The sequence below is a fragment of the Rhodococcus sp. H29-C3 genome, assembly GCF_030063405.1.
Classification (GTDB): Bacteria; Actinomycetota; Actinomycetes; order Mycobacteriales; family Mycobacteriaceae; genus Rhodococcoides.
Map to the genome: position 1 here is coordinate 15,400 of NZ_JASITC010000006.1, position 12,872 is coordinate 28,271.

The 12,872-nt window shown below is 61.7% G+C and carries 16 protein-coding genes and 1 pseudogene; 8 read left to right on the top strand and 9 right to left on the bottom strand.

Features of this window, described 5'->3' with window-relative positions:
* Positions 1 to 11 precede the first annotated feature (11 nt).
* Complete coding sequence (locus tag QMK32_RS15250) at positions 12 to 236, bottom strand: DUF3107 domain-containing protein (RefSeq protein WP_269303265.1); 225 nt, start codon at positions 234 to 236, stop codon at positions 12 to 14.
* Positions 237 to 347: 111 nt separating this feature from the next.
* Entirely contained in the window at positions 348 to 1,079 is a 732-nt protein-coding gene (locus QMK32_RS15255; protein WP_442972320.1) for a ferritin-like fold-containing protein, read from the bottom strand.
* A 416-nt stretch (positions 1,080 to 1,495) separates the two neighbouring features.
* Between QMK32_RS15255 and QMK32_RS15260 the strand changes: the two genes are divergently transcribed.
* Complete coding sequence (locus tag QMK32_RS15260) at positions 1,496 to 3,061, top strand: DEAD/DEAH box helicase (RefSeq protein WP_283475902.1); 1,566 nt, start codon at positions 1,496 to 1,498, stop codon at positions 3,059 to 3,061.
* Positions 3,062 to 3,072: 11 nt separating this feature from the next.
* Positions 3,073 to 4,320: an Rv3212 family protein gene (locus QMK32_RS15265; RefSeq protein WP_283475903.1), complete on the top strand. Its 1,248-nt coding sequence runs from the start codon at positions 3,073 to 3,075 to the stop codon at positions 4,318 to 4,320.
* Between the two features lie 20 nt (positions 4,321 to 4,340).
* On the opposite strand, the gene QMK32_RS15270 is transcribed toward QMK32_RS15265, so the two are convergent.
* Both QMK32_RS15270 and QMK32_RS25270 read right to left on the bottom strand, forming a co-directional pair.
* Positions 4,341 to 5,141 carry a ParA family protein gene (locus QMK32_RS15270; protein WP_269303260.1) on the bottom strand — a complete coding sequence of 267 codons (801 nt, stop codon included), beginning with the start codon at positions 5,139 to 5,141 and terminating at the stop codon, positions 4,341 to 4,343.
* Between the two features lie 114 nt (positions 5,142 to 5,255).
* Positions 5,256 to 5,746 (bottom strand): annotated as a pseudogene (locus QMK32_RS25270) (MFS transporter); the annotation flags it as partial.
* Positions 5,747 to 5,977: 231 nt separating this feature from the next.
* On the opposite strand from QMK32_RS25270, the gene QMK32_RS15285 reads away from it, so the two are divergent.
* Positions 5,978 to 6,601: an acid phosphatase gene (locus tag QMK32_RS15285; RefSeq protein WP_283475907.1), complete on the top strand. Its 624-nt coding sequence runs from the start codon at positions 5,978 to 5,980 to the stop codon at positions 6,599 to 6,601.
* A gap of 8 nt (positions 6,602 to 6,609) precedes the next feature.
* Positions 6,610 to 7,095, top strand: a complete 486-nt coding sequence (locus tag QMK32_RS15290) for a GNAT family N-acetyltransferase (RefSeq protein ID WP_283476131.1) — start codon at positions 6,610 to 6,612, stop codon at positions 7,093 to 7,095.
* Positions 7,096 to 7,139: 44 nt separating this feature from the next.
* On the opposite strand, the gene QMK32_RS15295 is transcribed toward QMK32_RS15290, so the two are convergent.
* Positions 7,140 to 7,562: a hypothetical protein gene (locus QMK32_RS15295; protein WP_269303254.1), complete on the bottom strand. Its 423-nt coding sequence runs from the start codon at positions 7,560 to 7,562 to the stop codon at positions 7,140 to 7,142.
* Between the two features lie 46 nt (positions 7,563 to 7,608).
* Between QMK32_RS15295 and QMK32_RS15300 the strand changes: the two genes are divergently transcribed.
* Complete coding sequence (locus QMK32_RS15300; RefSeq protein ID WP_283475908.1) at positions 7,609 to 8,565, top strand: diacylglycerol/lipid kinase family protein; 957 nt, start codon at positions 7,609 to 7,611, stop codon at positions 8,563 to 8,565.
* Positions 8,566 to 8,876: 311 nt separating this feature from the next.
* Positions 8,877 to 9,131, top strand: a complete 255-nt coding sequence (locus QMK32_RS15305; protein ID WP_136169420.1) for a WhiB family transcriptional regulator — start codon at positions 8,877 to 8,879, stop codon at positions 9,129 to 9,131.
* A 75-nt stretch (positions 9,132 to 9,206) separates the two neighbouring features.
* Here the strand turns inward: QMK32_RS15305 and QMK32_RS15310 are convergent, their stop codons facing one another.
* Positions 9,207 to 10,685, bottom strand: a complete 1,479-nt coding sequence (locus tag QMK32_RS15310) for a sensor histidine kinase (protein WP_283475910.1) — start codon at positions 10,683 to 10,685, stop codon at positions 9,207 to 9,209.
* A gap of 18 nt (positions 10,686 to 10,703) precedes the next feature.
* Complete coding sequence (locus QMK32_RS15315; protein ID WP_269303248.1) at positions 10,704 to 10,919, bottom strand: biotin/lipoyl-binding carrier protein; 216 nt, start codon at positions 10,917 to 10,919, stop codon at positions 10,704 to 10,706.
* 117 nt (positions 10,920 to 11,036) lie between these two features.
* Here QMK32_RS15315 and QMK32_RS25385 point away from each other — a divergent pair, with 117 nt between their 5' ends.
* Positions 11,037 to 11,111: a 50S ribosomal protein bL37 gene (locus QMK32_RS25385; protein ID WP_099052202.1), complete on the top strand. Its 75-nt coding sequence runs from the start codon at positions 11,037 to 11,039 to the stop codon at positions 11,109 to 11,111.
* A 92-nt stretch (positions 11,112 to 11,203) separates the two neighbouring features.
* Here QMK32_RS25385 and rsrA read toward each other — a convergent pair whose 3' ends face one another.
* Together rsrA and QMK32_RS15325 are read right to left on the bottom strand one after the other, a co-directional pair.
* A complete protein-coding gene (rsrA, locus tag QMK32_RS15320; RefSeq protein ID WP_283475911.1) occupies positions 11,204 to 11,506 on the bottom strand; it encodes a mycothiol system anti-sigma-R factor in 303 nt (100 codons plus the stop codon).
* Complete coding sequence (locus tag QMK32_RS15325) at positions 11,503 to 12,162, bottom strand: sigma-70 family RNA polymerase sigma factor (RefSeq protein ID WP_269303724.1); 660 nt, start codon at positions 12,160 to 12,162, stop codon at positions 11,503 to 11,505. Before QMK32_RS15325 ends, rsrA begins: the two co-directional genes overlap by 4 nt.
* A gap of 210 nt (positions 12,163 to 12,372) precedes the next feature.
* Here QMK32_RS15325 and ybaK point away from each other — a divergent pair, with 210 nt between their 5' ends.
* A complete protein-coding gene (gene ybaK / locus QMK32_RS15330) occupies positions 12,373 to 12,867 on the top strand; it encodes a Cys-tRNA(Pro) deacylase (RefSeq protein ID WP_283475912.1) in 495 nt (164 codons plus the stop codon).
* Positions 12,868 to 12,872 lie beyond the last annotated feature (5 nt).

Below are 12,872 nucleotides of genomic sequence, written 5' to 3' on the forward strand. Positions count from 1 at the left end.
ATCCAGAAAACCTAGGTCGCGAATCCGACCTTGCGAGGATCGGCTGGGCCGATCTCCACGTACGCCACCTTCGCGGCCTGCACGAGGTACTTGCGGCCCTTCTCGTCGACGAGGGACAGCACGCCGTCCTTGCCACTCAAAGCCTGAGCAACGAGCTTCTCGACCTCGTCCGGCGACTGTGCACTGTTCACCACGAGCTCGCGAGAGCTTTCCGACACACCGATCTTGACCTCCACGGCCAACCTCCGAACTCATAGACAACTAAGGCTGCTTCATTCAGGCTAGTGCAGCCGACACCTCAGGAGCTCACTCCATGCCTGTGCTGTCAGCGAACACCGTGTTCTCTGCTACACGAGCCCGAGCACGCGCATCCGTTTCGAGTGCTGCTCCTGCATTCGGTCGAACAACGCTGCGACCCCGTTGAGATCGCCGGACACTGCGATCACCAAGTCGGTGAGGCTCTCGCGCTGTGCCAAGACGTGCTGTGCCTGGGTGATCGCTTCACCGAGTAGTCGCCGGCCCCACAACATGAGGCGTGCCTTGTCCTGAGAGCTTTCCTGCACCCGGACCGCGACCTCGTGAACCACGAATTCCGAATGACCGGTCTCGGCAAGTACTTCGCGGACGATCCCCGCCACCCTGGGATCGAGCGTGTGGGCGATCTCGCGGTAGAAGTCGGCCGCAATCCCATCGCCGACGTACGCTTTGACCAAGGCTTCCATCCACGTCGACGGGTTGGTCGACGCGTGGTACTCGTCCAGTGCGCGGACGAAGGGGTCCATCGCGGTATATACGTCCACTCCTCGTTCCGACAGTGCGCCCACCACAGTTTCGAAGTGGTTCATCTCCGCCGCCGCCATACTTGCCAGCGCGACGCGACCCTGCATCGACGGAGCCATTCGGGCGTCCTCGGCCAGCCGATAGAATGCGGAAATCTCGCCGTACGCCAGCACCGCAAAGAGGTCCGACACTCCGGGGTGGTCGTACGCGACCAACGCCATCTCGGATGAATCTCCGGTACCGGACGGTTCTTCAGTGGGTGAGGCAGAGGTAGACAGATCAGACGAGTGGGCTCCCATAGAAAACGATCGTAGTCGCGTCAGGATGCATGCATCAGCGCAGACCGGCGACGAGTGTCGGGTTGCGCGCACGGCCGCGAAGGTACTGGAAATCACTCGATACACCGGATGAGCGCTCGGCAAGCTACCATGGTGCTCAGATCAATGCACGGACCGATCGATACGGACCGACTCACGCGGAGATCAGTGACAATGTGTGCGCACCTGATCCGGGTCGCTACGACTGCTTCGCCCATCGTGTTCGGGCCCGAACACGATCGCGGCTGAGGCTCGACGCGACATCACATCGGATTGAGGGCATCGACTTCGGCCGGCAATAGGCCTGTGCCCTTCCTTGTGCGTACGTTCTCGATACGAGGAAGGCCAGACCCCTGAGCAAGATCATCATCGACCAAGAAGACGAGACCGGCGACACGATGTTGTCCGCCCAGCTCGACGACACGCACGTACCCCCGACATTCGCCGAACTGGGCGTGCGCGAGGAGATCGTCCGATCCCTGAAGGACATCGGGATCGAGCGGACCTTCGCAATCCAAGAATTGACTCTCCCCCTGGCTCTCGCCGGCGACGACCTCATCGGTCAGGCGCGCACCGGAATGGGCAAGACCTTCGGGTTCGGCGTTCCTCTGTTGCAGCGCATCTCCACATCGGACTCCGGCACCACGGCCCTCGACGGCACCCCCCGGGCGCTCATCATCGTGCCTACCCGCGAACTATGCGTGCAGGTCACCTCCGATCTCCAGAATGCTGCCAAACACCTCCGCTCGACGACTGGACCTGTGAAGGTGCTCTCGATCTACGGCGGGCGCCCCTATGAGGCACAGATCAATGCCCTGCAGAACGGCGTCGACGTCGTCGTCGGAACACCCGGGCGCCTGCTGGACCTTGCCAAGCAGGGTCACCTGATTCTGGGCAAGATCGGCGTCCTGGTGCTCGACGAGGCCGACGAGATGCTCGATCTCGGATTCCTGCCGGACATCGAGCGCATTCTCGGAATGGTTCCGGACAAAAGGCAGACGATGTTGTTCTCGGCGACGATGCCGGGACCGATCATCACCCTCGCCCGTACGTTCCTCACCCAGCCGACGCATATCCGCGCCGAAGAGGCCGAGTCGTCGGCAGTGCACGATCGCACCGCCCAGCACGTCTACCGAGCCCACGCACTCGACAAAGTCGAGATGGTGACCAAGGTGCTCCAAGCAAACGGCCGCGGCGCAACCATGATCTTCACCCGCACCAAACGCACTGCCCAGAAAGTTGCAGACGAGCTCGCAGAACGTGGGTTCGCCGTCGGCTCGGTGCACGGTGACCTCGGGCAGGTCCAACGTGAAAAAGCACTGAAGAAGTTCCGCACCGGTGGAATCGACGTTCTCGTGGCCACCGATGTGGCCGCCCGAGGCATCGATATCGACGACGTCACGCACGTCATCAACTATCAGTGCCCGGAGGACGAGAAGACATACGTTCACCGCATCGGCCGTACGGGCCGCGCGGGCCGTACCGGCATCGCCGTGACGTTGGTCGATTGGGATGACATCCCCCGGTGGCAGCTCATCGACAAAGCTCTCAACCTCGGGACACCAGACCCCGTCGAGACCTACTCGAGCAGCCCGCACCTGTTCGAAGAACTCGACATCCCTACCGGTGTCGGCAGCACAGTCCACAAGACCTCCGAAGCCAAGTCTCCCAAGGACTCGAACGGTAGCGCGTCGACCGATGAGACCTCGGAAGAAAAGGGACCGGACAAGACCGATTCCGATGCGGAGCCGCGTGAGTCCAAGCCTCGCCGCTCCCGCTCTCGCTCGCGCACCAGAGCAGGCAAGCCCGCCACCGGAGAGGCGGATTCCGTCGCTGACACCACCGGGCCGGTAGCCACCGAATCCACCGGTGACACAGGGACAGAGACGACGGCTCCACCACGTAGACGACGCCGTCGCCGCTCCTCCGCGTCTGCCTCGTCCGGTGCGGCCGCGTCGGAGTAGTCTCCCAAGCTGTGCTTGCACCCGAACGTCGGCGCCGATCGGATATCGCTGTTGCCGCAGCGATCGCAGTCGTGACCGTGCTCGTTCTCGGAGTTGTGTGGCTCCGAAGCGACGCGCACGGCACGACATCTGCCCCTGCGGAATCCCCTTTGCCTCGAGCGAATGTGGCAACGTCGATTCCGGACGCACTGACCGAAGCTTGGCGTGCATCGAGTCCGGTCACGTCGGCACCCGTCACCACTGGCAGCGCCGTCGTCACGGGCGACGGTGGCACGGTCTCCGGTCGAGACCCGCTCGACGGCTCGATTGCATGGAGCTACGTCCGAGATCGGAAGCTCTGTGCCGTTACGGATGCATGGAATACGATCGTCGCGGTCTATCAGGACGCCAGGGGTTGCTCTCAGGTAACCGCACTCGACGGCTCCAGTGGTACGCGAAAAGCGCAACGCAGCAGCGACGCTGATGCAAATGTCACGCTGAGCGAGGACGGAACCTACGTCACCGCGCGGGGTGACACTCGAATGGAGCTATGGCGCTCGGACCTAGTCCGAACACTCGAATACGGCCGCGTCGACGCGCCGGTCAATCCGAGTAGTCAACCCAGATCGGGTTGTACTCTATTGTCCTCCGCTTCCAACAGCTCTCGCGTCGCAGTTCTCGAGCAGTGCCCAGGCGAGTCCGGAGCCCGACTGACAACGATGAATCCAGCTCCGAAGGATGCCCAGCAGCCGGAGGAATACGGTTCTTCCGTCGTGGCGGCCTTGATCGGACCCGACGGCCCCGTCACAGGTGCATCGATTCTGGTTGCTTCGGGTGACCGTGTGGCAGTGTCCATTCCAGCGCATTCATCACAACGACCGAGGGTCGCCGTCTTCGATGGCAACGCACAGCCCTTGTCCGAGTTCGATCTTCCTGCAGCAATCGTCGACGAAAACCACTCCCCCACAGCCGAAGCGGTAGTCAAGGCAGCATCGGTCTTCAGCTGGTGGACTGGAAGTGGAACCGTGGCACTGGGATTGACCGATCTGGCCCCGATGTGGTCGATCCCCGGCGCACTCGGACCCGGCACGGTCATGGCCGGCCGCCTACTGGTGCCGGTACCAGACGGAACAGCAGTGATCGACCCTGCCGAAGGCACCGTAGAACGGACCTTGGAAGTGGACCGAACCGGTTACACCGGGCCGGTGGGTATGTCGGTGATCGGCGATGTAGTCATCGAGCAGCGCGGTGACGACCTCGTTGCACTATCGGCACGCTGAAGCGGCGCTACCGAAACCGATCAGTCTGGTGTGTTCGGAGAATAGGTGGCTAATGCGGTCCCGTGCTGCCAATGTGCCAGAAGATTCGCTGCGAGTTCGCGATATGCCTGCGCGCCCTTATTTTTTCGGCCCGAAAGCACTGTCGAACCCGAAGCCGTCGCCTCCGCGAAGCGGACAGTTCGAGGGATCGGTGGCGACAGAACCGGCAGATCGTATCGATCGGATACGTCGCCTAGTACATCCCTGCTGTGGGTGGTCCGCGCATCGAACAGAGTCGGCAGTGCACCGAGCAGAGTCAGATCGGGATTGGTGATCTGTTGAATTTCCGAGACGGTCCGAAGTAACTGTCCGACACCACGATGCGCCAGAGTTTCACATTGCAATGGAACGAGCACCGATTGGGCAGCGGTGAGGCCGTTGAGGGTCAACACTCCCAGTGACGGAGGGCAGTCGATGATGACGACGTCGAAATTGTCGATCACCGGCGCCAGCGCTCGCTTGAGGGCATATTCTCGTCCGGGACGCATGAGGAGCAACGCTTCGGCACCGGCGAGATCGATCGTGGCGGGGAGCAGCACGATGCCCTCGTCCGTTTCGATGAGCACGTCGGAGACATTCTTGTCGCCGGTCAGGACTTCGTGCACCGATGAATCGAGCTTGTCAGGGTTGTGACCCAACGAAAACGTCAGGCACCCCTGCGGATCGAGGTCGACCACGAGAACACGCTGGTCGAGCGCGTGAAGTGCGGCCGCCAGCGACGCAACCGTCGTCGTTTTCGCGACTCCACCCTTCTGATTGGCCACTGCCAGTACTGTCGTCACATCTCCGATCCTTGCGCACAAAAGACGCCAGAGCCAGGCGAATGCGAATGTGGGCGCGTCGAAACCGAATCGGATGCGTCCACATCGCGGGAATGAACCGTCCTCGAAACGATCTCAGTGCAGCATTTCAGGGGTCTCGGTATCCACAACCGCGCGCGCCTCTATCTTGCTGCGCGGAAGGAAGTATGCTGGTACGAAGGTCAGCAAGATGAGAATGAGCGCCACCGTGAACGTCGTAACCGACGGCGCTCGCGGAGATGTCGAGCGCATCCGCCGGTGACGTGGCTTGTGCAACGTTCTCGATCTGATTGGTCAGCACCACGGACATCACGGCCGTACCGATGGACCCCGCTGTCTGCTGCACGATGTTCATCAATGTCGATCCACGCGCGACCTCGTGATGGGTGAGCGTCTGCAGCGCGGCAGTCAGGATCGGGCATCATCGTGGATCAGAGCCCCATGCCCATCACGAACAGTGCGCCCAACAGAAGGACGTACGAGGTGTCCGGGCCGACCTGGGTGAACACTGCCATGGCTGCAGAGATGAACCCAATTCCGACGAGCACGACCTTCCCGGGTCCTATCCGGTCTGCAAGTGTCCCCGCGGCGAGCGCTGGGTTGTACTCGCACCGGGCCGATTCACACAGCGTCACGCGAAAGCATCGTCGAATCTTGGTGAGAAATTCTGGCAGATTCGTCCGACACGGTCGAAGAGTGCAGCGCGTGCCGACGAACAACACCTGACCAGCAATCCCTGTCGCAGCGCTGTGCTCAATCGGTTTTCTCGGCGGCTCCACCGCATGGACTGTGAAACCCGACACGGCATCATTGCGGGTATGACGATCTCCAACTCCGGCGACACCGGCCGTGTCGTGCTCCTTCGGCACGGCGAAACCGAATGGGCAACCACTGGCCGCCACACCGGAACCACGGACGTCCCACTGACAGCAGTCGGCGAGCAGCAGGCCGTTGCATCAGGTGAACTCATCATCGAACTCGAGCTGCGCGACCCGCTGGTCCTGTCGAGCCCACGCGCGCGGGCTCAGCGGACCGCACAGCTCGCCGGCCTGACGGTCGACCGCGAGTGGGACGCGCTCTCCGAAGTCGACTACGGAGACTACGAGGGCCTGACGTCTCCCGAAATACACGCAACCGTGCCGCACTGGACCGTGTGGACGCACCCGTGCCCGCACGGTGAGTCGATCGACGATTTCGGCTCCCGTGCCGACCTCGTGCTCTCAGTCGTGCTGCCGGTCTTGGTCGAGCGCGACGTCGTCCTCGTCGGACATGGCCATTTTTCGCGGGCTTTGCTCACTCGATGGTTGGAACTGCCTGTCACCGAGGGGAAACGCTTCGCGATGGCTCCTGCGGCATACTCGGTGCTGGGCTTCGATCACTCGTACCGACAGCTTGCCGTCCACAACATCAATCCGTCGGTGCGAACCGGGAGAAAGAGGTAGTGAGCAACATGATCCGACGGGCGAAAGAGGACGATGTCGACGCCATCACCGGGCTCGTGTACGAACTGGCCGAATACGAGAAATTGCTCGAACAATGCCGTGTGAAACCCGAGCAGATCGCTGCCGCTCTGTTCGGCCCTGCACCTTCGGTCTTCGCGCACGTCGCCGAGAACGACGGCGAGATCGTGGGCGTAGCTCTGTGGTTCTTGAACTTCTCCACCTGGGATGGCGTCAACGGCATCTACCTCGAAGACCTCTACGTCAAACCGGAATTTCGCGGAGCGGGCCATGGCAGAGCTCTACTCGCCGCACTGGCTACAGAGTGCATCGACAAGGAGTACACCCGGTTGAGCTGGTGGGTGCTCGATTGGAACACCCCGTCGATCGGCTTCTACCGCTCACTCGGCGCAATCGCTCAGGACGAGTGGACGACGTTCCGGATGACCGGTGATGCACTGGCGGCCCTGGCGAACACGTCCAACTCCACCGAGTAGTCGTCCGGCCTACCGAACATCCATCTGCGTGTCGCCGTCGTTATCTAACTTTCTTCGTCGACGTCCCCGTACTCGGCGGCCATCCATCTCGACGACGGTGGACTGAAGAGCAGCACCAAGATCGCTACCACGACAAGACCGAGTAACGCGCCGTACAGCGGCTGGTGTGAGTCGGTGAGCAGTGACCAGACAACAGGCAATAGTAGGAACTGCACGACAAGTGCGATGGCCCGCGCCCAACGCTTACCCGCCACCAGTGCCGCACCCGCAGCGCCTACAGCCACTCCGACCACTGCGAACCATCCGGCCGTTCCGTAGCCGTTCGCGGCGGAATTCTCGACGCCGCCGACAGCGCGGACAAGTAGAACGACGGCAACGACCAACGCCACGAGCCCTTGAAGGGCGACGAGCACCCCGGCGGACCGGAAGGTCGAAGGCGGCACCAGGGGCTGCGAAGGCGTTGACACCCGGCCAGCCTAGAACACCGCCGTCGGACCGCTAGGCTGATGCCCCGTGCGCGCGCTTCTGATCGTCAACCCCAATGCGACATCGACCACTCCTGCTGCCCGTGACCTGTTGGCGCATGCGCTGTCGAGCCGAGTTCGCGTCACGGTCGCCCACACCACGCACCGAGATCACGCGGCCGAACTGGCACGCGAAGCTCGGGAGGACGGTATGGGCCTGGTCATCGTCCATGGTGGTGACGGCACGGTGAACGAGGTCATCAATGGGCTTCTCGGTGTTCCACTTCCGACGTCGATGCGATCAGTAGCCATCGGGGCCATCCCGGCTTTGGCCGTGGTGCCTGGAGGCAGTGCGAATGTCTTCGCCCGCTCCCTGGGAATCGAATCCGACCCGGTGGCTGCCACGAATCAGCTCATCGAGCTTCTTGCGTCGCGGTCGAGACGGACGATCGGTCTCGCCCACTGCGACAACCGGTGGTTCACATTCAATGCCGGCCTCGGACTCGATGCCGACGTATGTCGCGCGATCGACGCGAGCCGCAAGGACGGACGCCCCGTTTCTGCCACTCGCTACGTTCGGTCGGCCGTCCGCGAATTTTTTCGGCACAAGCGTCACGAGCCGATGTTGACCGTCGAGGTGCCGGACCGCGACCCGATCACCGGCGTGCATTACGCGTTCGTTTCCAACTCGAGTCCGTGGACCTACCTCAATGCCAGGCCGGTTCACACCAATCCCGGGACGACCTTCGATACCGGACTCGGCTTGTTCGCCATGCGGACGACCAAGGTGGTACCCAGCCTTCTGGTATCGCGACAACTTTTGTCCACGGGCGCAGAACCCAAGTCTCGCAAGCTCTTTCGCATCGACGACGTACCTCGAATCAAGATCACTTCGACCGAACCGATCGGTCTGCAGATGGACGGCGACTACCTCGGGGAGCGCACCGAAGCCGAAGTCTTCGCCACTCCGTCTGCGCTGGAAGTCATAGCCCCGCCGCCCCGATGACCCCGGAGCCGAGGGGTGGAGCAGGCAGCTCGACTGTCGTCCGGCCAGGCTCGTCCAGCCTGTTTTCAGCCGCGTTTACCACGGCAGCGACAACGGAGGATAGCGAGAATTCGCTGTAAGGGGTACAAAGGAGCACAGCAGGCTTGAAGCAGCCTAACAGAGTGAGCTTGACCACGGTCACGCGGCAATCTATTGACTTCCCCTGAGTTCGTGAAAGCATTCACAAGCAACAGAGCGGAAACATTGGTTACGCACTCGCGAACATCAATGAAACGGAAAACGGTGCTTCGGCGCCCGGTAAGGAGCAGAGGATGGACTGGCGCCACAACGCTATTTGTCGCGACGAAGACCCGGAACTATTTTTCCCCGTGGGAAACAGTGGCCCGGCACTCGCACAAATCGCCGATGCCAAAGTCGTCTGCACGCGATGCCCTGTCACGGCTGATTGCCTTTCATGGGCACTCGAGTCCGGCCAGGATGCGGGCGTGTGGGGCGGTATGAGCGAAGACGAGCGTCGCGCACTCAAGCGTCGTAATGCTCGCACGCGAGCACGTAGCTCCGTCTGACGTTCCCAGGAACAAGAGCAGGCAAAAACTCGGTCCATATCGGACCGAGTTTTTTTCTGCGCGAACACGCTCGGATCAGATCCGCGGACCGCGTCTGCCCAATGGCACGCGAAGCGAGGCGTCGGTTCCGCCGCCTGTCGCGCGATGCAGCCCCAGCGATCCACCCAGCTCTGCCGAGACGAGCGTCCGTACGATTTGCAGCCCGAGTCCCTCGGACTTCTCCAGGGCGAAGCCAGGAGGCAGGCCCGGACCGTCGTCGTGGACAACGACGTCGAGCCACCGTGCCGACCGATCGGCCGTGATGCGGACCACGCCATCGGTGCTTGCCACGAAACCGTGTTCCATGGCGTTCTGGACCAACTCTGCGAGCACCATGACCAGCGGCGTTGCACGTTCGGCGGAAAAGACCCCCAGCGCGCCCTCCCGCACCACGTGAACGCGCGGATTGACTGTCGCGATGTCCAACATGATGGGCACCAACCGGTCGACTATTTCGTCGAGGTCGACTTCCTCGTCCACCGACATAGAGAGCATTTCATGAACAAGTGCGATCGAGGTCACCCTGCGCACCGATTCCGACAGCGCAGTGCGCGCCTCTTCGTTCTCCAGTCGTCTCGACTGCAGCCGTAACAGCGCAGCGACGGTTTGCAAGTTGTTCTTCACCCGATGGTGAATCTCGCGGATGGTCGCATCTTTGCTCAGCAGAGCACGATCGCGTCTTTTGACTTCGGTGACGTCGCGGACCAGCACTATTGCACCGACAGATTCACCGCGAGGTCGGAGCGGAAGCGTTCGAATCAGTACGGTCGCGCCGCGCGCGTCGACTTCCATGCGATGACCTGCATCTCCCGAAGTGGAGGCTGCAATGTGGTCGGCAACTTCCTGGGAGTCGAACGGGTCGGTGATCAAGGACCGCGTCACCGAGGCAAGATCCCGGCTCGAAAGCTCGGTCGCCAATCCCATCCGGTGATACGCCGACAGCGCGTTGGGGCTGGCATAGACAACCCGACCATCGGTGTCGAGCCGAATGAAACCGTCGCCTGCACGCGGGGACGAGTTCACGTCGGTGCGTTCGGCCGGCGTCGGAAACGTTCCTTCACTGATCATCCGGCAAAGGTCATCGGCACAGTCTCGGTACGCGCTCTCCAGTGCGCTGGGAGGCCGCTGCTGGGCGGGATTTATATCGCGAGTGAGGACGGCGATGACGTGATCACCACACCTCACCGGCACGCTTTCGGTGCCGGAAGCACCGCCGCGGACGATGTCACGAGTGATCAACGAGTCGATCACGGTCGGGTGTTGCGACTCCGAGACTATCGACCCCACCATGTCCTCGGTGAAGGCCGTAGAAGCCGTCGTCGGCCTGCACTGGGCAACGCAGAGGACTTCGGCATCGGGGCGATCTGCCGCGTTTCCGGTGCCGACCCAGAGCAACAGATCGGCGAAGGACAGGTCGGCCAAAAGCTGCCATTCCCCGACCACTCGCTGCAAATGATCGACGGCATCTCCGGGAAGATCGGTGTGCTCGGCAAGAAGGTCACTGAGAGTCGACACGGTGTACGGCGATCGGGCTCAGGACACCACTGCGATGAGATCACCTTGTTTGATGACATCACCGACTTTCACGTCGATTGTGGTTACAGTGCCCGCGATTTCGGCCAACACCGGAATCTCCATCTTCATCGATTCGAGAACGACGAGAGTGTCGCCGTGAGCGACCGTGTCCCCCTCTGCGACAACGATCTCGAAGACAGTCGACACCATCTCTGCCCGCACGTCTTCGGCCATGAATTTTCCTCTCGCTCGGTGATCCACACCACAAGCGCCGCCAACTCATCGGGCACCCGTAGAAGGACAGCCAATCACACGTGAAAGACTGTAGTGAACATACGAGAGGAGCTACACATGGGTAAGCGTGGGCGTAAGAAGCGCAGTCGCAAGAACAACAAGGCAAATCACGGCAAGCGTCCGAACAGCTGACGCTCGGGCCGAGAACCGAGAAAAGGCCAGGAAGCTCGAAACGCTTCCTGGCCTTTTTCCGTTTCTATCGACTCGACGTAGTCCTGAATTCCTCAGTCGGATTCGGCCTGGCGGATCAGGACCGTTCTCCGGATCTCGATGCTGAGGCGCTCGCGCAGACCACTCGGAGCTTGATCTCCCCCACACTTACGGCTGATCAGGTTCTTGACCTTCTCTTCGATACCGTAGGCCGCGAAGCACGACCCGCACTCGTCTATGTGCTTTTGTAGTCGCTGCCGACTGGCGTCGTCGCACTCGTCGTCGAGCATCAGCCATACATCAGCGATCACCGCCGAGCAGTCGAGATTGTCGAACTCGCTTTTCCCCGCATCGTCGGGAGTTGCCTCGGACGTCACTTCGACACCTCCTGCTCATACGCATCGACCGCGCCGTTGCGGTTGAATCCACGCTCGCGGGCTACACCGGCGAGCAGGCCCCTCAGTTGCTTACGACCACGATGCAAACGCGACATCACCGTTCCGATCGGCGTTCCCATGATCTCGGCGATCTCTTTGTAGGGAAAACCTTCCACGTCTGCGTAATACACAGCCATTCGGAAGTCCTCGGGCAGAGACTGCAACGCGGCCTTGATGTCGTCGTCGGGAAGCGCGTCCAGTGCTTCCACCTCGGCAGAACGCAAACCGATGGACGAGTGCTCAGCAGTGGCGGCCAACTGCCAATCCGTGATCTCGTCGGTCGGGTATTGAGCCGGCTGGCGTTGCTTCTTGCGATAGGAGTTGATGTAGGTATTGGTCAGGATGCGATACAGCCACGCCTTGAGGTTCGTGCCCTCACGGAACGACCTGAACGCCGTGTACGCCTTGACATACGTTTCTTGAACCAGATCTTCCGCATCGGCAGGATTGCGGGTCATTCGCAGTGCTGCACCGTACAGCTGATCCAGCATCGGGAGCGCGTCACGTTCGAAACGCTCGGTCAGCTCGGTCGCCGATTCAGCTGTCGCCTGAGCTTTAGGCTCGACATCCTCCACGCTGATCCCTTCGGTAGCCATGTTCGACCAGGTTACCGCGGGCGAGGGCAGCCCCAAAACGTAGATCGCTTCCTTGCCGACAGATATGCGCGAGGGGCGCTCTGTTGTCGAAACCGTCACAGCAGATCCCTTCCTTCCCAGCTAGAGATTCTTGCGTGTTCAACACCGGCGGGACGCCACGTGTTCCCTCGAACCCAGTTCCGATAGGACGACGTCGATAGGGTTGCGCGCATGCGCGCCGCCCCCACTCCTGCCGTCACCCTGCTGGCCGAGGCGAAGGTGCATCACCGACTGCACGATTACGAGCACGACCCGAGCTCCTCCTCGTACGGAACCGAAGCCGCAGACATTCTGACTGCGCGACTCGGCTTGGCGCCTGGGCAGATTTTGAAGACCCTCGTGGTCGAGCGCGCCGATCGCACGCTCGCGATTGCAGTACTCCCCGTCACCACGACGCTGTCCCTCGAGAGTGCGGCAGTTGCCCTCGGCACTCGTAAGGTCACCATGGCCGATCGGGCTCGGGCAGAGCGATCCACCGGGTACGTGCTCGGTGGGATATCACCGTTGGGGCAACGGCGGGCGTTGGCCACCATCGTCGACGACTCGGCACTCTCGTGGGACCGGGTGCTGTGCAGTGGAGGTAGGCGCGGACTGGAAATCGAGCTCGATCCTCGCGAACTGATTCGGCTCTGCAAGGCGGTCACGGCTCCCATCGCGACGGAGTGAACGTC

What these genes read in the sequence shown, in the direction of transcription:
- QMK32_RS15255 (WP_442972320.1), bottom strand. Translation starts at nt 1,079, where the DNA reads ATGGGAGCCCACTCGTCTGATCTGTCTACCTCTGCCTCACCCACTGAA.
- ybaK (WP_283475912.1), top strand. Translation starts at nt 12,373, where the DNA reads ATGCGCGCCGCCCCCACTCCTGCCGTCACCCTGCTGGCCGAGGCGAAG.
- QMK32_RS15325 (WP_269303724.1), bottom strand. Translation starts at nt 12,162, where the DNA reads ATGGCTACCGAAGGGATCAGCGTGGAGGATGTCGAGCCTAAAGCTCAG.
- QMK32_RS15285 (WP_283475907.1), top strand. Translation starts at nt 5,978, where the DNA reads ATGACGATCTCCAACTCCGGCGACACCGGCCGTGTCGTGCTCCTTCGG.
- QMK32_RS15260 (WP_283475902.1), top strand. Translation starts at nt 1,496, where the DNA reads ATGTTGTCCGCCCAGCTCGACGACACGCACGTACCCCCGACATTCGCC.
- QMK32_RS15290 (WP_283476131.1), top strand. Translation starts at nt 6,610, where the DNA reads ATGATCCGACGGGCGAAAGAGGACGATGTCGACGCCATCACCGGGCTC.
- QMK32_RS15305 (WP_136169420.1), top strand. Translation starts at nt 8,877, where the DNA reads ATGGACTGGCGCCACAACGCTATTTGTCGCGACGAAGACCCGGAACTA.
- QMK32_RS15315 (WP_269303248.1), bottom strand. Translation starts at nt 10,919, where the DNA reads ATGGCCGAAGACGTGCGGGCAGAGATGGTGTCGACTGTCTTCGAGATC.